The sequence below is a fragment of the Paenibacillus sp. CCS19 genome, assembly GCF_033239625.1.
GTDB lineage: Bacteria > Bacillota > Bacilli > Paenibacillales > Paenibacillaceae > Paenibacillus_T.
The window spans coordinates 14,327-34,411 of record NZ_BTCK01000034.1 but is presented as its reverse complement, the minus strand read 5'-3'; the positions used below and the strand labels follow the sequence as shown (position 1 = coordinate 34,411).

The window sequence follows — 20,085 nt, the reverse complement described above, 5'->3', positions numbered from 1 at the left end:
GGGCTGCACTATGAACAGCAATTGGTTTAAGTTATTGTTGCGCGCCACGAAGGTGAAGTATGGGAAAGGCTTGAGGCTGAAGGGCGTACCTGTCATTTTCAACAAATCAGGCGCGCAGCTCATCATAGGCGATCATGTAACGATTAATTCATCGTTCCTGTCGAATCTAGTAGGGCTGTATCAGCGCACGATTATTATGACAAGAACGCCTGAGGCGAAGATCGAGATCGGGAACAATGTCGGCATCTCCGGTGCGACGATCTACGCAAGAAGCTCCATTACGATTGGCGACTACACGAATATCGGCGGCAATGCGAAGATACTGGACAATGACTTCCACCCACTAGAGATAGAAGCGCGCAACGCGGATATCAAAGAGAAGATCAGGACGAGGCCCGTCACGATCGGGAAAAACTGCTTTATCGGCTGCAACTCCATCATCCTGAAGGGGACAGTGCTTGGCGATGGCTGTGTCGTTGGCGCCGGGGCAGTCGTCAGCGGCGTATATGAGGACAATAGCATTATCGCCGGCAACCCGGCCAGGGTCGTAAAGAAACTAAACGCTAATGAGAGTGTACCCTCTTAATTAGAAAGGAATTTCGTTATGGTAGATCTCACAGTCGTGATTCTAACGAAGAACGAAGAGAAAAACATTCGGAAATGCATCGAATCGTTCCGAGGCATTGCCAAGCGGTTCGTTATCGTGGACAGCTACAGTACGGATGCGACGGAGCAAGTATGCACCCAGTTAAACCTTGAGCTTCAAGCGCAAGGCAGCAGCCTTGATTTCTACGAGAACAAGTGGATCGACTATGCGACCCAATTGAACTGGGGCCTGACGCAGACGAACATTACGACGCAATGGTCGATGCGTATGGATGCAGACGAAGAGCTGATGCAGGACTTGGCTGAAGAAATCAACAGTCAACTGCCAACGCTAGCAGATAGCGTTACCGGCGTTGTTCTGCGCAGACGCGTTTATTTCATGGGGCGTTGGATCAAGCACGGCGGAAGATATCCGGAGCTGCTGCTGCGTATATTCCGAACCGGCAAGGCGATGTGCGAGCAGAAGATTATGGATGAACACATGATCTTGCAGGAAGGCGCAACGGTAAACTTCAAGCATGATCTCATTGATAATAATCAGAAGGATCTCGAGTGGTGGATCAACAAGCATAACTGGTACAGCAACCGCGAAGTGTTGGACCACCAGATGACGGTCGAACATGCCATGGAAGCAGCGGCGCTGCTGGAGAACGGTATTTCATCCAAGCAGGCCAAGATGAAGAGGGTCGTGAAGAATCGGGGATATTACGGACTTCCCAAATTCTTTCGCGCACACCTCTATTTTTTTTACCGGTACTATGTGAAGCTCGGGTTTCTGGATGGACCGGAAGGCAGAATTTTTCACTTCCTGCAGGCTTATTGGTACCGATTCTTGGTCGATGCCAAGATGTATGAATGCGAGAAGTACGATCGGCCCATGCAGATGCAGGGAGACCTCAAGGCGTAGGCCGCTACTACATAATCGAGGAGACAAGAGAATCGCATGACGAAGGATAAACGAAATATCTTGATTATTACAGGCAGGTACTTGCCTGGTTACAAAGACGGCGGTCCTGTTCGGTCGATCAAGAATCTCGTTGATTACCTCGGAGACCAGTACAACTTTAATATTCTTACCTGTGATCGGGACCATGGCGATACGGAAGCTTATCCGAACGTCAAGGTGCATGACTGGAATCAGGTTGGCAATGCACAAGTTTACTACGTACCGCCGAAGGGCTTTACGCGGAGCGTTATTAAGAAGCTTGCGAGTCAGGTTGATCTTGTTTACGTATGCGGATGCTTCAGCGATTATGCCATCAACACGCTGCTGCTGAAGCGGATCGGGCAGATCAAGAAACCAGTGTTCGTTGCTGCGATGGGCTTGTTCTCCCCTATGGAATTCAGGCTCAAGTATAAGAAGAAGAAGCTGTTTACGACCTTGTTCAATATGACGGGCATGTTCAAGAACATTTACTGGTCCGCTACTTCTGAGATGGAAGTCAAGGAAATAAGCGAGCAGGTCAGAACGTTCGACAACTTCGTCATCGCGGAGGACCTTCCGCGCAAGGTGGAAGATACAGTGATCGATAAGGCCAAGGCAGAAGGGAATCTAAAGGTTGTATGGATTTCCCGAATTGCTCCTAAGAAGAACCTTATCGGCGCAATTGAAGTGCTGAAGCGGGTCCGCAGCCATATTGAATTCACCATCTATGGGCCGATTCACGAGCCGAAGTATTGGGATGCGTGCCAAGCTGAGCTTCAGCAGCTGCCGTCTAATGTGAAGTGGACGTATGCCGGCAATGTGGACTCCGAACAGGTCGTCGAAACCTTGAGAGAGCACCATGTATTCTTGTTTCCGACACTGGGCGAGAACTACGGACACGTGATCCAAGAAGCGTTGTCAGCTGGCTGCTACACTTTATTGAGCGATCAGACGCCATGGCAGGATCTGAATCGGTACGGAGCCGGGAAAGTGTTTCGAGTCGATGACATTCAAGGGTTTGTAGACGAGATTGAACGGTATTCACAGCTCAATCATGAACAATTCAGCCGCAGAACGAAGGATGTCATTGCGTACGTGATGAACAATAACGAGCTTAAAGTGAGCCACACAGGATATCACAAGGTTTTTGATTTCTAATCTGATTTATAAAGCTGCGGGGGATATCGATGAGAGTCCTGTTTACAACAAACATTCCTTCACCGTATAGAGTGGATTTCTTTAATGAGTTAGGAAAATATTGTGATTTGACGGTTTTGTTTGAAAGCCAGACTGATAAGAGTAGAGATGCAAACTGGCTTGCAGATAAGGTTACAAAGTTCAATGCTGTATTTATGAAGGGCATAAAAAAGGGTAGTGCAGATGCTTTTTGTCCTGAGGTGCTTAAATATTTATCACTTAAAAAGTATGATGTCATTGTGATTGGTGCCTATCATACACCAACTGGGATGATGGCAATTCAATATTTAAAGATGAGAAATATACCGTTTATTCTTAGTTCGGATGGAGGTATGAAAAAGACTGAACACAGAATAAACTACAGGATCAAAAAGTATTTTATTAGCTCGGCAAGCGCTTGGCTTAGCACAGGAGCAATAACAAATGAGTATTTGGAGTATTATGGAGCGAAAAAAGAAAAAATATATGTTTATCCGTTCACCTCTATAAAGAAAGCAATGATCCTGGAAAAGCCCCTTTCAACCGAAGAAAAGTTGAAAATCAGAAGGGAACTTGGCATGCTCGAAGATAAGATAGTTTTGTCGGTTGGGCAATTTATACACCGGAAGGGCTATGACGTTTTGTTGGAAGCATGTAAGGACCTAGATAACAACATAGGAATATATATTGTTGGAGGGCAGCCGACAGAAGAGTACATTCGTTTGAAGCATGAATTTGAACTTACTAATGTTCATTTTATAGATTTTATGAAACCTCCCCAATTGGCCAAATATTATCAAGCATCTGATTTATTTGTATTACCAACCCGCGAGGATATATGGGGATTGGTAATAAATGAGGCTATGTCACAAGGACTACCGATTATAACCACAAGTAAATGTGTGGCTGGTATGGAGATGATAAATGGTGAAGAAAATGGACTAATCATCCCTATTAATGATGTTGATCAGCTTCAAACTGGAATGGTTAAATTGTTGAATAGTGTAAATTACGATCAGAGATGCATTAATAATTTGAATACATCTCATGAATATACGATAGAGAAGATGGCTGTAAGGCATATTGAAGTGTTTATGAAAATTAGGAAAATTGCATGAAAAATACCAGCGAAGGTGCCAATTTTGATATGAAGGTTGAAATGACCAATCGAAATCGAAATTATATGATGTTGCTAATAGCTGCCGTCCCTTTCAGTAATCAGTTAATAAATATCAAAGATATTAACTTGCCTTATGTCCAATATATACCTTTTATTGGAATGGTGCTGTTGTTTATTTTTTGTAGAGAGATGTTTGATAAGAGAGAACCTTTTCAATTAATTTTCATTTTGTTCACTTGTGTATACACGATTTCGCCGTTCATCGGTCTTACTGTATTTAATTATTCGTCTGTTCAAAATTTGGTTTATATAATATTGTTTTTGATTTTTATAGCAGCGATCAGAGGGACCATTTCTTTTGTTAATCAAGCAAATTATAAGAAAGTAATATTGGCAATGTTTGTTGGGAATAGTCTTATCCTCGTTTACAATATGCTGACGAATTTGAACCAAATTAATAGTCAGAATTATAGTTGGTTAACAACAGGAATCAGAGAAGCAAGGGGGAATATTGGATTTTCACATCCCAACACTGCCGGCATGTTCTTTTTCTTAGAATTAATTCTTGTTTTCTATCTTTACAAGTTAAAGTATATAAATAAAACAGTTCTATTTTTGTCTATATTGGTATTCTCAGTATTTTTGTTAGCGACGGGTTCGAGAACGGCAGTATATAGTACAGTATTGTTTCTTATTATTAATATGTACTTATACATGGCATCAAAAATTCATGTGAAGTTGCAGCTTTCAATATTATTCGGGATTCTATTGCCTTTTTTAACTATGTTTTTATTAAGGTTTAATTACAGTAGCTTCTTTTAAGATACGAGTGGTAGAAGTTCGAATCTAATAAATAACATTAATGTTCTAGTACAAAAACATGCGGTTATTTTTGGAGTGGCGCCAGTCAATGCATCTGGGCTTGGTGTTATCGAAGGTCTAACATATTCTGATAATTGGTATGTTACTCATCTAATACAATTTGGAATTGTTGGTATGGCCATTTTCGTTTTTAATATTATTCTTGTTACTTTTTATTCACTTAAGCATCACCAATACAAAGTCATATCTTTGTTGATTGTACTATTATTTTATTCAGGTGCGGAAAACGTAATGTTTTTGCCTGGCGTATTAATCTCCTGGGTATTTTGGGTTGTGATTTTTACAAATCTAAAAATAAAGGAATAGGTTTATGAAAAATATATATATATGTTTCCTTAGAGAAGAGTCTGAAATTATAGGAATATTAAACAAGATCAGGCAGCAATGTATTGCGATTAATAATCTTGGGTATTCGACGGGATTGATCATTTCAAGAAATGACAGTGTAGTACTATATGAAGTGAATAATGGAGATTTAATAGAGATAAATCAAATGAAATATACACAAACTGGATGCTTTGATGAAAATAGAAGCAAGTATTTTAAAGGGTTATCAAGTTTAATTCGTTTAAATCAGTTCCTCAATTTTGCAAAACAGATGATAAATGAGCATCAACCAGAATCGGTTTATATTCGCAATATCCAGCCTATCACTTCTAGTGTAGCTTTTTTTATTAGATCGATATCGAAAAAAAATATGAAGGTGTATTGGGAAATACCCACATATTCAAAAAGCCATGAGAAAGCGAAGAATATTAAGGATCTATTCTATAACCTTATGCATCGGTATATCAGTAGATTCCTTACCAATAACGTGGCAATCGCTGCTGAAGAGGGGTTACAGAAAAAGGGTTTTATTTTTACTACGAATGGTGTCAATGTAAGGAGTGTTTTCTTAAAGAAAAATATCCCTCATGAAGGAATCAACCTGATATGTGTAGCCACATTTGACCATTGGCACGGATATGACCGCTTAATTGAAGGGTTAAGGAACTATTATGATACAGAACATGTAAACAAAAAGCAGATAGTACAGATTCATATGGTGGGTAATGGAAATGTACAGCCTTTAATAGACCAAGTAAATAAATATAATCTGAACAAGTACATTAAGTTTCATGGAGTATTAAGGGGAGTGGAACTTGACGAGGTTTTCGATAGCATGGACATTGCAGTTGGAAATCTAGGTTTCCATAGAATAGGAGTATTTGCTGATACTTCTATTAAGATAAGAGAGTATTGTGCAAGAGGAATTCCTTTCATTACCGCATTAAACGATAGTGATTTTCCCTCAGATTATGCATATCTGAAAAAGGTTCCTGCTGATGAGTCTGCAATCGATATCTTGAGCATCATTATGTTTTACGAAAAGTTAAAGAATAATCATCTAGACTACTCCAAAGAAATGCGTAGGTATGCTGAAAACCATTTAACATGGGAGCAAAAAATGAGGTTTATTGTTGAAAGTGTTTAAGAGAGAGGGATAAATTCATGTTTTGACCATTAAATAAAATAAAGCGGATTATGAGCTAGAAGAGTAGGTGGTTTTGTGAAAGAAAAGGAATTGTCAATTAAATCCGCTGCAATGATCAACGTTATAGCAAGATATTCGAATATCGTCATACAGATTGTTGCCAATGCATTATTAGCTCGGTTACTTAGTGCGGAAGATTATGGAATTATGGCGATCGTGCAGGTATTTATAGGTTTTTTCATATTACTTTCTGATATGGGAATTGGCGCTGGAATAATTCAGAACAAGACACTTACATCTGAGGATAACAATAGTATATTTTCACTTACTGTTTATATAGGCTTTATTCTAATGATCTTGTTTCTATTATTATCTTTTCCAATTGCCTGGTTTTATAATAATGACGTGTTTGTTCCAATAGTTTCATTGTTGTCCCTTACTGTGCTTTTCGCAACAGTGAATATTGTTCCAAATGCGTTATTAATGAAAAGAAAAAGATTTAAGTTAGTGGGTATTCGCACAGTTGCAATATCAGGGTTAAGTCTGTTGGTATGTATTTCACTGGCGTATTTTGGGCTTGCATATTATGCTCTGGTTGCTCAATCACTTTTTATGTCGATTGTAACGTTTATGTTTAATATATCCAGTACGCGACTTAAATTCATTGCTAATTTTAAGTTGAATGCTATCAACAAAATATTCGGTTTTTCAGCTTATGATTTTGGATTCAATATGATAAATTACTTTGCACGAAATATGGATAGTATATTGACGGGTAAGTTTATTAGTAGTGCTGCTTTAGGCTTTTACAGCAGGGCTTATAATTTGATGTTATATCCAGTTATTAATTTGACACATGTAATAACCCCTATTCTTCATCCGATCTTATCAGAACATCAAGATAATAAAGAATATATTTACGAAAAATATATAAAAATATATAAGTTGCTGTCGTTACTTGGTGTTTTCGTTTCAGTGGTATGTTATTTCGCTGCTTCCGAACTGATTAACATCATTTATGGGCCGAAATGGAATGAAGTAGTTCCATGTATGGCGGCACTAGGTGTCTCCATCTGGTTTCAAATGACAGCTTCAAGCTGTGGCAGTATTTATAGAAGTTTAGGATCAACAAATATTATGTTTAGAAGCGTAATGCTGTACGTTCCTATCCAATTGGTTATGATTATTGTTGGTGTGTGGAGTCAGAATATTGTGACATTATCGTGGAGTGTTAGTATGAGCTTCGTGATTAAATTCTTTATTGAATATTTCTATCTAATCGGTAAAGCCTTTAAAAAGTCAGTCATTCGATTCCTAATTCTAAATGTTCCAGAAATAATTATTGCTTTATTGATGATAGGCGCGATGATATTGTTCCGGAATATGCAATGGAATAACATTTATTTGTCGTTCCTAAATAAGTTTTTAATTTGCTTCACTATGTATCTCATTGGAATGTTAGTTACAAGGCAACTTAAATATTTTAATATCTTGATACCTGCGAAATTTAGAGTTAAGTCTTTTGGTTTCAGGATGAAAAGAAAAGCCACAGATATAAATTGATAGGAGAAGGGGAGATGTTATATGAAAATTGTACTGTTATCCGGTGGATCAGGCAAACGGCTGTGGCCGCTGTCTAATGACGCTCGTTCGAAACAATTCCTGAAAGTGCTGGAGAATGAGGATCAAGAGCTGATCTCGATGGTTCAGCGTGTGTGGGGACAAATCGAAAAGTGCGGTTTGGCAGCGTTCAGTTATATTGCGACTGGAAAAGCGCAAATCGAAATGGTACACAACCAGCTTGGCACGACGGTGCCGCTGATCATTGAACCTGAACGCAGGGATACGTTCCCGGCGATCGCGCTCACAGCCTCGTATTTATACTCCGTTGCGAATGTTGATCTAGACGAAATAGTTGCAATTCTACCAGTGGACCCTTATGTTGAGGGCCACTTTTTTTATGCCGTTCAGAAGCTGGAGGAGACGATTCAAGCAACGAACGCGGATCTAGCGCTTGTTGGTGTAAAACCGACTTATCCTTCGGCCAAATACGGCTATATTATTCCGGAGCTTGAACAGTCTCCTGTTGCAGGCTCGCTTCGCGTGAGCCGTTTTCAAGAGAAACCTACCGAAGAAGCTGCTGTCGGGCTAATCGAAAGAAAGGCGCTGTGGAATTGCGGCGTTTTCTCTTTCAAGCTAGGGTACCTCATTAACATTCTGAAGGCGAAAGGTTATCCAACCGAGTATGATCAGCTGGTTAAACAATACCACGAGCTGCCGAAGATCAGCTTCGATTACGAGGTTGTTGAGAAGACAAACAACATTGTTGTAATTCCATACGACGGGTATTGGAAAGACCTCGGCACATGGAATACGCTGACGGAAGAAATGAAGCAGAACCAGATCGGCAGAGGAACGATAAGCGAAGATTGCGCCAATACCCATCTGGTCAATGAGCTGGAGATTCCGGTTACCATTCTGGGCGTATCGAATGTAGTCGTTGCAGTAAGTCCGGATGGCATATTGGTAACGGATAAGAGCGCGAGCCCGCGGATCAAAGATTTCATTAACTATGACCAGGGCCCGATGTTCGAAGAGAAGGAATGGGGCTGGATTCGGATTCTCGACAACGAGAAGTATGAAGATGGCCGCTGCGTCGTTACGAAACGTGTAGCGATCAAAGAGGGCCGGAATCTCAGCTATCTCATGCATTTGTATCGCGAAGAAGTATGGACGGTTGTCAAAGGCGAAGGCGAGTTCGTCCAGAACGGAATTCCGATCATAGTAAAAGCCGGAAACGTGCTTCACATTCCAATGAAAACTTTGCATGGCTTACGTGCCAGCACGGATATGGAGATTATTATCGTACATAGCGGCCACTCCCATGAAGATACCGTAATGGAGCTGTATACGAAATGGTCGGAAATGTCCGAAAACTGCCTTAATGTTTCAATGGGATGACTACAACGAGAGCCTACTATTTTTCGGTCATTCGGCAAGAGGCATAGCCGTCGTTCGGACGCTGCTTCAGTGCAACAGTATGGTAGGTCGCCAGATGTCTATTCACGGATAAAGTATTGTCGTTTGTTTTAGTTTCTCTAAATGGACAAAAGTATAAGAATAGCCTGATATCGAGACATTTAAGAGCAAGTACATCACAATATACAACCCAATCGAAATGAGAGGGAGGACTAACTTTCTTCGTATGGAACGACTAGGATATGTCATTGCTAATATATTCTATATTACGATAAAAGCACATATGAAGGTGGAGTTACTTCTGTAGGGATATCCAATTAGGCATGGTGCAACTGCGTATTTTTGATTCATAAAAAATTTTTAGTTAGTGTGGAGGCAACTTATCTTATCTAACTTAACATCAATAACTGTTTAAATGAGTAATTGAAAATGAAAAAAATCACCTATGTTTTACTAAAACGAGAAGAAGGGTGAGAACATTGGCAAGAAAGATAATATTTCTAGTAGTTTTAGGTCTGTGTAACACCTTGTTTAAGGGAACGAGGTTTTTCGGGGTTAAAAGAAGTTTATTGAATATGATAGGAATAACTGTTGGTGTTGGCTCCAAAGTTGTTGGCCCGCTAACAATTAGCAGTGAAGCAAGCTTGGCCATTGGGAGTAATTGTTGGATAGGAACGAATTTAAGAATTCATGGAAACGGGAAAATTGCAATTGGAGACAATAACGCTTTTGCACCTGATATAACAATAATAACTGGATCACATTTGATGGGTGATAGTTCACAAAGAGCTGGTAAGGGTATTCATTGGGATTACACAATAGGCGATGGCAATTGGATTGGTGCAAAATCCACTTTGTCAAATGGTGTGAAAATTGAGAACGGAGTTATGATAGGTGCGTGTTCCCTTGTTACAAAAAATTGTGAATCTGATGGCTTGTATGTAGGTCTACCAGCGAAAAGGGTTAGAGATCTTCCATATGACCGAGAGAAAACCCTGTCGAACAATGATTTACCGATTAAATTAACATAAGTTTGGCAAAACCAGCAGAAATGCAAGTAAGTGTTGTTACATAAACGTGTTAATGCGAGCAAAAGAGACCCTCTAAAGTTATGAGGGCATGACTACTCCCCTCTGATTTATATGATAAAGAAGGCACTCCATTGTGAGTGGCCTTTTTATATTGGAGGAAACGTCATAGATCAGTAGGCTATTCTTTCATATTTGGAACAAAACGTAAGGGGTGTAGGACAATGAAACTAGCGGTTATCGGAACGGGATATGTAGGATTGGTGTCCGGCGTATGTTTCGCAGAGTTGGGTAATGAAGTCACTTGTGTCGATAATGTCGCATCCAAGATTGAGCGATTGAATAAAGGGGAAGTCCCCATCTATGAACCGGGTCTCAAGGAACTGATCGCCAGCAATACCGATGCGGGAAGACTGACGTTCACTTCGGACTTGACAGCGGCGATTAATCAGGCGGAAATCATTATTATTGCGGTGGGAACCCCTTCGCTGCCGAACGGCGAGGCGAATCTCACGTTTATCGAGAAGGTAGCAGAAGAAATTGGCCGCGAGATTCATGATTATAAAATCGTCGTTGTGAAAAGCACGGTTCCCGTTGGTACGAATGAGAAGGTTGCAGCCATTATCGAGAAGCATGCATCGGTTCCTTTCGATTACGCATCGGTACCCGAATTCCTTCGTGAAGGAACTGCAGTGTCGGATACGTTGAATCCGGATCGCATCATCATCGGTACGGAGAGCGATAGGGCTGCGCAAGCGCTGCGCGAGCTTCATGCACCTCTGACTGAACGGATTACGGTGACGGACGTACGGAGTGCAGAGATGATTAAATACGCATCTAACGCGTTCCTCGCAACGAAGATTTCGTTCATTAATGAAATCGCGAATATTTGCGAGAAGGTTGGAGCGAACGTAGAAGAAGTCGCTGGCGGCATGGGGTTGGATCATCGGATCGGCTCTTCTTTTCTGCGAGCGGGTATCGGCTATGGCGGATCCTGCTTCCCTAAAGATACGCAGGCGCTTATCCAGATCGCAGGTCATGTCAATTATGATTTCAAGCTGCTGAAATCAGTCGTAGAGGTCAATCGCGATCAGCGGTTTAACGTTATTCATAAGCTTGAGACGATCCTCGGTGATCTCGAGGGCAGAACGATCGCCGTATGGGGTCTTGCATTTAAGCCTGAAACGGATGATGTGCGTGATGCCCCAGCTTTCGAGATTATATCGGCATTGCTGGATAAGGGTGCAGTTGTTAAGGCGTATGATCCAATAGCCGCACACAATTTCGAGCAGTCCTTCGGTCGCCCAGGCGTTATCTACTGCGAATCTGCAGAAGTAGCGGCACTGCATGCAGATGCGCTGTGCTTATTGACCGAATGGAAGCAGTTTAAGCAAATCTCGCTGCAAGAAATTCAACAATGGCTCAAATCGCCGAACTTAATTGACGGACGCAACATGTACAGTGAAGAGCAATTGGTAGGGACAGATTTTGTCTATTACTCGGTCGGGCGTCCTAGCTTGAATCGAGGCGTAAGAGAGCAGATTCCGCTAGTGTCTTTATAAGACTATACATTTAATAAAGAGGTGCTCATACGATGAAGACCGGAACCCATGAGATTATCCACCGTCTCCCAATTGAACTGGAGCTGATTCTGTCGATCATGAAGCTGGATAGGTCCAGCGTATCGCCAGAGGTCATTGAGGCAATGGCTGGACCCCACATCGACTGGGACCGGTTTCTTGATTTGACTAAAGAGCATCGGTTGTACCCAATCGTGTATGCGAATATCAATAAATACAATCTTTCCTTCATTCCTGCGCAGGTCACTTCCCAACTTAACCAGATGTTTGTTCGCAATACGATGAAGATGCTTCAATTGACAGCCGTAATGGAGAAGGTCTGTCATACGATGGAGCAATCTGATATCCAATCGCTCGTCCTGAAGGGTCCTGTGCTCGCTGAAGCCTTATTTGGCGACTTCTCGCTGCGCACCTCGAAGGATATTGATCTGCTTGTCCCAGAGGAGAGCTTCGAGCAGGCGGAGCAATTATTGCTGCAGCTTGGTTTTCAGCCGGATGAGCATGTTCCTAGAGCATTGAATGCGGTGAAAAGGAATAAACATCATCTCAGCTACACCCATCCAGAGAGCCGCATACAAGTGGAGCTGCACTGGCGGATGAGCTCGGACTCGTTCAGAGAGTTTACCTTCGCTGAACTATGGGAGCGCAGAAGGCAGACGAAGAAGACGAGTAAACCTGTTAATTACTTAGGCCATGAGGACCTGTTTACTTATTTGATATCACATGGAGCCCGTCATGCTTGGTTCAGGCTGCGCTGGCTGGCAGATATCGAATGCATGATGCGTTCCGAGATGAAATGGAATACCGTATCCGAGTACTGTCGGAAACTTGATCTGATGCATGTCGCTGGACAAGTGATGGTGCTGCTGTCCGAACTGTTTGATGTACCGCTCGATTCACGATGTCGTACAATGGCGGACCATGCGAAGGCTCGAAGGTTAGCAGAGGAAGCTGTTAAGATCATCGACGAATATATTTATCTTCTGGGAAAACAATCTCCATCAGCAGCAAAGGCATATTTTAGAACATATAACGCCTTGATTTTGACACCCCGCCAACAATGGAAGCGAAGAATCAACAGATTTTATCCAAATTATCTAGATATTAAGTTGCTTACCCTTCCAAGATGGCTTCACTTTATGTATTTTCCTCTTCGTCCAATTTTGTGGTTTTGGAGAAAGAAAAAAAGAATAACTGTATAACTATGATGGTAAATGGTTTTACGCTACATGATTTTAAGGGGTAGATCAAATGAATCAAATTTGTTTGATGGATAATATTCTAGATGGACATCATACAGCATATTTAAAAACTCTGAATCAAATACCAGCAACAAATAATATCTCTAAAGAAATGATGACAATTAGCCCGATAAGGTCAATAGTTCCATATATGAAAGAGAGATTTGCTGTATTTAGATATGCCTTTGGGGAAGTAAATCATCGATTTTCTGTGCTCCACTTCCTCTACATTGATAATTTGTATGTGGCGGGTGCGGCATATCGTTTTCCTAAACATTGTAAGTTAATTGGAACACTTCATCAATTTCCTCAGAGCAGCATTAAGCAAAAGCTACTGCGAATGTTTTGTAGACGATTAGAATATGTAATAGTTCATTCAGAATTTACAGGAGCTCAATTGGAAGAGATTGGGATTTTTAATTATGTCGTAATTAATTATCCGGTATTTTATAACAGTGGATTACAAATAAGTAGAAATGAAATGAAAGTAAATGCTGGTCTAAGTGAAGATAAAATGGTGATATCTGCACTTGGAGGAACAAGATCTGATAAGGGACTGGATTTACTCTTGCAAGCATTAAAGTATATTGGTAAGGAGTATCATGACAAACTAATTATAAATATTGCTGGTAAAGAAGAGAATATTACGAAAGAACAGATCAATCATACATTGAGTAGCTTAGATATTGAGAGTCGAGTAGTATTACGTTTACTATCTGACGAAGAATTTTATCAAAATGTAAAATTGTCCGATGCAATAATTTTACCCTATCGCACTATATTTAACGGAAATAGTGGTCCAATGACTGAAGGAGTGTATCAGGGGATACCAATTATTGGTCCTAGTCATGGTAACATAGGTGCTTTAATTAATCGTCATCGACTTGGTTATACCTTTGAAAGCGAAAATATAGAGTCGATTGCAAGGACTATTGAGCATTTTATAAATGATAAATGGCAGGTAAATGAACTAAGTGAACAATATAGACAAAGTCTAGAGGTTGGTGCTTTTATTCAAAATCATCAGGAATTATATGAGAAACTTATAAATTGATGATTAATCTCATATATAGTTATCTAAACGAAATAAGTAATAAATGTAGGTTTATTTATTAATAAGTACCTCTCATTCTTTGTAGGAAAAAAGAAATGTTCAAAGTTACGAATGGGTAAGCGGAGTTGTCCTCTTCGTTGTGATACAATTAGTATACTTCTGAAAATAAATAGTTACAAATTGTATCATTTGCGCTATAATCCAATTAGGCAATTTGGTGTGGAGAGGAAGGGCCGTATGGGAGTTATCCTAGGTATTCATACTTACAATCACGACAACATCTCTGATGAAGACACACAGCAGCTGATGGAGTCGATCCGAGATTATCGCGTAGACGCCATTGGGAGCTGGCACAGAGATTCGATCGTGCTTGTGTGCGGCGAGAGAAGGCTGCTGGCCGATGAATGCTACAGTCCGATGCCTTATCTAGATGATGACAGCGGAATTGTGATCACGGCCGACGTCATTCTCGACAACCGTGAAGAATTATTCGAACGGTTAGGAATTGCCAGAGAACGAAGCTCTACGGTTTCGGACTGTGAGCTTATCATTCGCGCTTATCAACGATGGGGCTATGACTGTCCTCGATATCTATATGGTGATTTTGCTTTTATGATCTGGGATCAACGCGAGCAGACGTTGTTCGGCGCACGAGACCTTGTAGGGACTCGGACGTTGTACTTCCATCATGATGCGGGCCGGTTTGCTTTTGCTTCAACAATGAAGCCGCTGCACATGATGAAGGGCGTGACGAAGCGTGTTCGGGAGTCGTGGCTGGCGGAGTTCATTACGATTCCGCTCGTGCTCGACTGTGTCGATACGCAAGGAACGGTGTATCAGGACATCGAACAGCTGCCGCCTTCGCATCGTTTACTCGTCAAGAATGGTCGAGTGACGCTGTCGAAGTACGGGTCGGTTGAACCGGAACAGAAGCTGAAGTTGAAGTCGAATGCGGAATACGAAGAAGCTTTTCGGGATGTATTCTCGCAAGCGGTTAGAGCGAGGCTCCGCACGAACCAGCCGATTGGCGCAACGCTCAGCGGTGGGCTTGATTCAGGATCGGTCGTAAGCATCGCATCGCGTGAGCTGGCGAGCGCGAACAAACCATTACATACGTACAGCTATATTCCTCCGCAGGATTTCATACCATGGACGAAGCGGACGCGGCTGCCGGATGAACGGCCTTTTATTAAGGAGACGGTTCGGAACGCCGGGAATATCGCGGACCATTATCTTGATTTTGATGGCAAGAGCTCGCTCTCGGAGATGAACGAGTGGCTTGACATTATGGAGATGCCTTACAAGTTTATTGAGAATTCGTTCTGGTTCAAAGGTATTAAGGAGTTTGCTGCAGACCAAGGCGTAGCGCTCATGCTCATGGGGGCAGGGGGCAACTACTCCATCTCTTGGGGAGATGCCACTGATTATTATGTCCATCTGTTAAAACGGTTCAGGATGTTGAAGTTCGGTCAGGAGCTTAAGCAGTATTCACAGAACATGGGCGTTGGGCGCAAATGGATGCTGAAGTTTATCGGTGAGAAGGCATTCGCTAGAAGAGCAGCGGGTTCTCCTGGACCCGTGAATGATGAGTATCAATTCATTAATCCTGCATTTGCTAGATCAACCAATGTGTATGAGCGGCTGAAGCCCTATGAAGTAGGCGTTGGCGGATTCTCCTTAACGATGATGAACGAACGGCAGAAGTTCTATGAGAACGCCGCAGTAGTCGGGATGCAGGGAACAGTGGCGACGAAGCTATCGCTTCGGTATGGCGTGATCGAGCGAGATCCGACCAATGACCCGCGAGTGATTCGTTTCTGTTTATCGCTTCCGCTTGACCAATTCGTCCAGAATGGAATGGATCGAGCGCTCGTCCGGCGGTCTATGAATGGACTGCTGGCAGATGCGGTTCGATTAAATCAGCGTTCTCGCGGCGTGCAAGGCTCGGACTGGGTTCACCGCATCTTGCCGCAATGGCATTCGTTCGCGGCGGAGATCGACGAGCTGTGCAGCAGCGGCTTAGTGTCGCAGTATCTGAATATCGATCGCGTTCGATCCGCATTCGCCAAAGTGAATCAGCAGCCAAGGGCAGAGCTCGCGACCGATCCGGATATGAAGATCGTGATCAGAAGTCTAGTCTTATATCGTTTCTTGAAAAGGCTTGCCTGAACATAAACGCGCCTTGAAGGGAGGTGAAAAATATGAAAAAAGTATGGGAAGCTCCAGCAGTTGAAGTATTGGAAGTAAGCCAAACGATGGCAGGCTTCGGTCTCAAAGCTACTGACAGCGTAGTGTTCGATAAAGACGGTAACGTTATCGACGCTGACTTGTACGATCCTTCCTAAGTTTCATTCATCCGTACTTAACCGGTGATCTAATACAGCTTGGGCTGTATTAGATCACTCCAACAGGGGGATTTAGCAATGAGTCAGGCATGGGCCGTCTATCAAGCTTTCGGTTTTATTCTGAGGAGCGAGATTCCGCTCCCGGAGCTGTATGCCGTCGACCATTATGATGGGATACCTGATGTGGACATTGTACTCGGAGATCTGCAGTCGACGTGGGAATCGTTGGATGTGAGACGGGCACATTACACTTACATTGATCACAGCTACTATCTTAACATTCCAGATGTCGGAATATTCAGAGTTTCGAGAGACGGCGTCATCACGGTATCTCCATCTGCGGGATATAGCATGAGGAAGCTTCGTTTATATTTGCTGGGCAGCTGCATGGGCGTGATGCTTCTGTATCGGAATCTCTTGCCTTTGCATGGCAGCGCGGTTGTTATTGGCGAACAAGCCTACGCGATCGTTGGACAATCTGGAGCAGGCAAGTCAACGCTTGCAGCAGCTTTGCTGCGCCTTGGCTATAAGCTGCTTACAGATGACGTTATTGCGATCTCGCTGGACTCGAATACAGGCCAACCCATGGTCATTCCTTCATATCCGCAGCAGAAGCTGTGGGAAGAAAGCGTAGCCGGCTTGCAGATGACCAGCAGCGGATTAGAGACGTTATATCGGAACGACAATCGGCCCAAATATGCGATACCGGTTCGTGATCAATTCGCCAGCGAATGCATTCCGTTGGCCGGCGTTATCGAGCTTGTACAGACAGGGGATCCTTATCCATCGTGCCAGCCGTTGCGCGGCCTTGAACGTCTGCCGCTTTTATTCCATCATACTTACCGCAATTTCCACATTCCATTGCTGGGGCTGATGGAATGGCATTTTCAATTCACAACCCGTATTTCGGAGACCGCAGGCTTATTCCGATTGAATCGGCCAACAACCGGATTTCAAGTGAATGAACTGGTGTCCATCTTACTTAATGAAACCTTGGAAGGGGTATCCGTATAATGAAAATCGCTAAGCATGAGACGGTTGTTCAAGCGCAAGGCAATCTGGCAAGCAACATGAACGGTGAGACGGTCATGTTCCGCATCGAGTCCGGCAAGTACTTCAATCTCGGACAAATCGGCGGCCGGATATGGAGTTTGATCGAATCGCCCAAGACGGTAGATGCGATCGTATCCGAGCTCACTAGTGAATTCGATGTTTCCGAGGAGCAATGCGAGACGCAGGTTGTCGATTTCTTGGCACAACTGGCTAAGGAGCAGCTCATCGTTGTTCAAGCATCTTGATCCTTTTATTCCACTAGGAAGGGGTAGTGCCCCTTGTTAAGCAAACTGAAGGCTGTCGCAGCTTGGCCGATGAAACGCAAATGGTTGTATGTTGAAGCTTGGGTAAGTTTGGGCTGGGCTCGCATATTGAAGATGTTCCCGTTTGCCAACGTCGTTCCGAAGCTGGGCGCGAAGATGTTGGAGACGCCATTCGATAGTATAGGCGCAGCGGATGAGCAAACCGTAAGAAGCGTCTCGCAGGCAGTGAGAAGCATGAGCCGTTACACCTGGTGGGAAAGCATGTGCTTGGTTCAAGCGATCGCAGCGCTCAAGATGCTGGAGCGTCGCGGCGTTTCCAGTACGCTATACCTTGGAACAGGCAAAGACTCGTCGGGCCAAATGATTGCTCATGCATGGCTGCGCAGCGGCAAGATCTACTTGACAGGCTATGAACAAATGCAGCACTTTACTGTCGTTGCGTTATTCGGCAACACAGTCGAACAAGAGCCGAATATCGTACAGACCATGAGGTGATCGCATGTCTGATCTTATCTATTATATGAAGCGAATGCATACCGTATCGGGGATGAAGCTGTATCTGAACTTGATTACGATGCTCGTCATTAGCTCGATCGAAGGCTTCAGCATCTATCTGCTCGTACCGCTGCTCGGCATTACAGGCCTTGTAAGCATCGGTTCAGTGAATATCCCCTTTCTTCACCATATCGACCGAGTGGTGCAAGATATTCCTCCGCACGCTCGCCTCCTTACGATGCTTGCCGTCTATATCCTTCTAATCATCGTGCAATCCATCATACAGAAAAATCAAATCGTTCAAAGCAGTCATATCCAGCAATCCTTCATCCGCGATATACGTCTCAAAACGTATACCGATCTGATTCAATCGGATTGGAGTCTATTTCTTCGGACGAGGAAATCAGACATCAATCATATTCTCAACTACGAGCTTGTCCGCATTATTATGGGCACCAATCTAGTCTTGAAGCTCATGACCACCTTCGTCTTTATGGCCATCCAGCTCGCTCTTGCAATCTGGTTATCGTATAAGCTGACCTTGTTTGTCCTGGCAAGCGGACTTCTTCTTGCATTATTCTCGCGCCGCTTCTCAAGACGCGCGAAGCAGATCGGGGAAGAAACATCGGAGCTGTCCAGGCAGTATATCGCTAATATTACCGACCATTTCAATGGGATAAAGGACATTAAGACGAATACGCTGGAATCCCAGCATTATGGCTGGTTCAAGAAACTATGTGAACAACTAGAGTCGAATATGACCCAATTCGTACGCCTGCAATCGAATACGCAGCAATTTTACAAAATTACGTCGGCGATTCTAATTGGTGCTTTAATATATGTCTCCTTCGAAGTGCTGCATTCTCAGGCGGGCCAGCTGCTGCTCATCGTCGTTATTTTCTCTCGATTATGGCCGAAGTTCATTGCGGTTCAGAACAGCTGGGAGTCTATCTTATCTTCGCTGCCGGCGTTCAAGAGTCTTAGAACATTGGAGCGGGAATGCGAACAAGCCCAAGAGATGGATCTATTCAAGCCTGCAAGCAGCTACAAACCAATCGCGATGGCTCACGGCATTGAGTGCCGGGGCTTGTATTATCGATACAGCGAGGACCAAAGCGAATATGCGCTTAACGATGTGAACATAACCATTCCTGCTCGGAGCATGACGGCAATCGTCGGCAAATCCGGCGCAGGCAAAAGCACGCTGATCGATTCGATTATCGGTCTCATCCAGCCTGAGAGAGGCGAGGTGTTGTTCGATGGCGTACAGCTTACAGAGAACAATATGCAGACCATTCGCCGCATGTTCAGCTTCGTCTCGCAGGAACCCTTCTTATTCCATGCCAGCATACGCGACAATCTGATGCTTGTAGATCCTCATGCAACCGAAGACGAAATGTGGGAAGCGCTAAACTTCTCGGCGGCAGATGAATTCGTACGCAAGCTTCCGGAAGGCTTGGACACCATTATTGGCGACAGGGGCATTCGATTGTCCGGCGGCGAACGGCAGCGTATCGTGCTCGCCAGAGCGATCCTTCGCAAGCCGTCCATTCTTGTGCTGGACGAGGCGACGAGTGCACTCGATAACGAGAACGAAGCGAAGATTCAAGCAGCCATTGAACGGCTGAAAGGGAAGATGACGATCATCGTTATCGCACATCGACTGTCCACGATCCGCAATGCTGACCAGGTCATCGTCATTGATGAAGGGCAGGTTGTGCAGGAGGGTTCTTATATGCAGCTATCGATGGAACTAAGAGGATCATTCAGCAAGTTACTGTCCTACCAGCAGGGTGCGGTGTAAAAGGGGGGCTCGCTTATTAAACGCAAGTGGAAGAAAATCGTCATTTGGGTCTCTGCTTCC

18 protein-coding genes are annotated in these 20,085 nt (G+C 43.4%); all 18 read left to right on the top strand.

What is annotated here, in order from left to right:
* The first annotated feature begins 10 nt into the window (after positions 1 to 10).
* The 18 genes from SBI19_RS20790 (at position 11) to SBI19_RS20705 (ending at position 20,025) form a co-directional block, all read left to right on the top strand.
* A complete protein-coding gene (locus SBI19_RS20790; protein WP_317971435.1) occupies positions 11 to 586 on the top strand; it encodes an acyltransferase in 576 nt (191 codons plus the stop codon).
* A gap of 18 nt (positions 587 to 604) precedes the next feature.
* Entirely contained in the window at positions 605 to 1,513 is a 909-nt protein-coding gene (locus tag SBI19_RS20785; protein WP_317971434.1) for a glycosyltransferase family 2 protein, read from the top strand.
* Positions 1,514 to 1,549: 36 nt separating this feature from the next.
* Positions 1,550 to 2,689 carry a glycosyltransferase family 4 protein gene (locus SBI19_RS20780; protein WP_317971433.1) on the top strand — a complete coding sequence of 380 codons (1,140 nt, stop codon included), beginning with the start codon at positions 1,550 to 1,552 and terminating at the stop codon, positions 2,687 to 2,689.
* A gap of 29 nt (positions 2,690 to 2,718) precedes the next feature.
* Positions 2,719 to 3,825 (top strand): glycosyltransferase family 4 protein, encoded by a 1,107-nt coding sequence (locus tag SBI19_RS20775; RefSeq protein WP_317971432.1) that lies wholly within the window; start codon positions 2,719 to 2,721, stop codon positions 3,823 to 3,825.
* Positions 3,822 to 4,649, top strand: a complete 828-nt coding sequence (locus SBI19_RS20770; RefSeq protein WP_317971431.1) for a hypothetical protein — start codon at positions 3,822 to 3,824, stop codon at positions 4,647 to 4,649. The genes SBI19_RS20775 and SBI19_RS20770 overlap by 4 nt, the downstream gene beginning before the upstream one ends.
* A gap of 370 nt (positions 4,650 to 5,019) precedes the next feature.
* Positions 5,020 to 6,183, top strand: coding sequence for a glycosyltransferase family protein (locus tag SBI19_RS20765; protein WP_317971430.1), 1,164 nt, complete (start codon positions 5,020 to 5,022; stop codon positions 6,181 to 6,183).
* Positions 6,184 to 6,258: 75 nt separating this feature from the next.
* Complete coding sequence (locus SBI19_RS20760) at positions 6,259 to 7,746, top strand: lipopolysaccharide biosynthesis protein (RefSeq protein ID WP_317971429.1); 1,488 nt, start codon at positions 6,259 to 6,261, stop codon at positions 7,744 to 7,746.
* A gap of 21 nt (positions 7,747 to 7,767) precedes the next feature.
* The gene (locus SBI19_RS20755) at positions 7,768 to 9,144 is read left to right on the top strand and encodes a sugar phosphate nucleotidyltransferase (protein ID WP_317971428.1); all 1,377 of its coding nucleotides are present in this window, start codon (positions 7,768 to 7,770) and stop codon (positions 9,142 to 9,144) included.
* A 497-nt stretch (positions 9,145 to 9,641) separates the two neighbouring features.
* On the top strand, positions 9,642 to 10,193 hold the full coding sequence (locus SBI19_RS20750; protein WP_317971427.1) for an acyltransferase: 552 nt from the start codon (positions 9,642 to 9,644) through the stop codon (positions 10,191 to 10,193).
* Between the two features lie 221 nt (positions 10,194 to 10,414).
* A complete protein-coding gene (locus SBI19_RS20745; protein WP_317971426.1) occupies positions 10,415 to 11,752 on the top strand; it encodes a UDP-glucose dehydrogenase family protein in 1,338 nt (445 codons plus the stop codon).
* A 32-nt stretch (positions 11,753 to 11,784) separates the two neighbouring features.
* Positions 11,785 to 12,972 (top strand): nucleotidyltransferase domain-containing protein, encoded by a 1,188-nt coding sequence (locus tag SBI19_RS20740; RefSeq protein WP_317971425.1) that lies wholly within the window; start codon positions 11,785 to 11,787, stop codon positions 12,970 to 12,972.
* 49 nt (positions 12,973 to 13,021) lie between these two features.
* The gene (locus SBI19_RS20735; protein WP_317971424.1) at positions 13,022 to 14,065 is read left to right on the top strand and encodes a glycosyltransferase family 4 protein; all 1,044 of its coding nucleotides are present in this window, start codon (positions 13,022 to 13,024) and stop codon (positions 14,063 to 14,065) included.
* Between the two features lie 237 nt (positions 14,066 to 14,302).
* A complete protein-coding gene (locus SBI19_RS20730) occupies positions 14,303 to 16,234 on the top strand; it encodes an asparagine synthase-related protein (RefSeq protein ID WP_317971423.1) in 1,932 nt (643 codons plus the stop codon).
* A gap of 32 nt (positions 16,235 to 16,266) precedes the next feature.
* On the top strand, positions 16,267 to 16,410 hold the full coding sequence (locus tag SBI19_RS20725; RefSeq protein WP_317971422.1) for a paeninodin family lasso peptide: 144 nt from the start codon (positions 16,267 to 16,269) through the stop codon (positions 16,408 to 16,410).
* Positions 16,411 to 16,488: 78 nt separating this feature from the next.
* Positions 16,489 to 17,424 carry a phosphoenolpyruvate carboxykinase (ATP) gene (locus SBI19_RS20720; protein WP_317971421.1) on the top strand — a complete coding sequence of 312 codons (936 nt, stop codon included), beginning with the start codon at positions 16,489 to 16,491 and terminating at the stop codon, positions 17,422 to 17,424.
* Entirely contained in the window at positions 17,424 to 17,708 is a 285-nt protein-coding gene (locus SBI19_RS20715; protein ID WP_317971420.1) for a lasso peptide biosynthesis PqqD family chaperone, read from the top strand. The genes SBI19_RS20720 and SBI19_RS20715 overlap by 1 nt, the downstream gene beginning before the upstream one ends.
* 69 nt (positions 17,709 to 17,777) lie before the next feature.
* On the top strand, positions 17,778 to 18,221 hold the full coding sequence (locus SBI19_RS20710; RefSeq protein WP_317971464.1) for a lasso peptide biosynthesis B2 protein: 444 nt from the start codon (positions 17,778 to 17,780) through the stop codon (positions 18,219 to 18,221).
* 4 nt (positions 18,222 to 18,225) lie between these two features.
* Positions 18,226 to 20,025, top strand: coding sequence for an ABC transporter ATP-binding protein (locus tag SBI19_RS20705; RefSeq protein ID WP_317971419.1), 1,800 nt, complete (start codon positions 18,226 to 18,228; stop codon positions 20,023 to 20,025).
* The last annotated feature ends 60 nt before the right edge of the window (positions 20,026 to 20,085 follow it).

Bases quoted from the DNA above. Each gene is read 5' to 3' on its own strand.
- SBI19_RS20735 (WP_317971424.1), top strand. From the start codon at position 13,022: ATGAATCAAATTTGTTTGATGGATAATATTCTAGATGGACATCATACA.
- SBI19_RS20770 (WP_317971431.1), top strand. From the start codon at position 3,822: ATGAAAAATACCAGCGAAGGTGCCAATTTTGATATGAAGGTTGAAATG.
- SBI19_RS20710 (WP_317971464.1), top strand. From the start codon at position 17,778: ATGAAACGCAAATGGTTGTATGTTGAAGCTTGGGTAAGTTTGGGCTGG.
- SBI19_RS20705 (WP_317971419.1), top strand. From the start codon at position 18,226: ATGTCTGATCTTATCTATTATATGAAGCGAATGCATACCGTATCGGGG.
- SBI19_RS20720 (WP_317971421.1), top strand. From the start codon at position 16,489: ATGAGTCAGGCATGGGCCGTCTATCAAGCTTTCGGTTTTATTCTGAGG.
- SBI19_RS20785 (WP_317971434.1), top strand. From the start codon at position 605: ATGGTAGATCTCACAGTCGTGATTCTAACGAAGAACGAAGAGAAAAAC.
- SBI19_RS20745 (WP_317971426.1), top strand. From the start codon at position 10,415: ATGAAACTAGCGGTTATCGGAACGGGATATGTAGGATTGGTGTCCGGC.
- SBI19_RS20725 (WP_317971422.1), top strand. From the start codon at position 16,267: ATGAAAAAAGTATGGGAAGCTCCAGCAGTTGAAGTATTGGAAGTAAGC.
- SBI19_RS20780 (WP_317971433.1), top strand. From the start codon at position 1,550: ATGACGAAGGATAAACGAAATATCTTGATTATTACAGGCAGGTACTTG.
- SBI19_RS20715 (WP_317971420.1), top strand. From the start codon at position 17,424: ATGAAAATCGCTAAGCATGAGACGGTTGTTCAAGCGCAAGGCAATCTG.
- SBI19_RS20790 (WP_317971435.1), top strand. From the start codon at position 11: ATGAACAGCAATTGGTTTAAGTTATTGTTGCGCGCCACGAAGGTGAAG.
- SBI19_RS20730 (WP_317971423.1), top strand. From the start codon at position 14,303: ATGGGAGTTATCCTAGGTATTCATACTTACAATCACGACAACATCTCT.
- SBI19_RS20775 (WP_317971432.1), top strand. From the start codon at position 2,719: ATGAGAGTCCTGTTTACAACAAACATTCCTTCACCGTATAGAGTGGAT.
- SBI19_RS20740 (WP_317971425.1), top strand. From the start codon at position 11,785: ATGAAGACCGGAACCCATGAGATTATCCACCGTCTCCCAATTGAACTG.
- SBI19_RS20765 (WP_317971430.1), top strand. From the start codon at position 5,020: ATGAAAAATATATATATATGTTTCCTTAGAGAAGAGTCTGAAATTATA.
- SBI19_RS20755 (WP_317971428.1), top strand. From the start codon at position 7,768: ATGAAAATTGTACTGTTATCCGGTGGATCAGGCAAACGGCTGTGGCCG.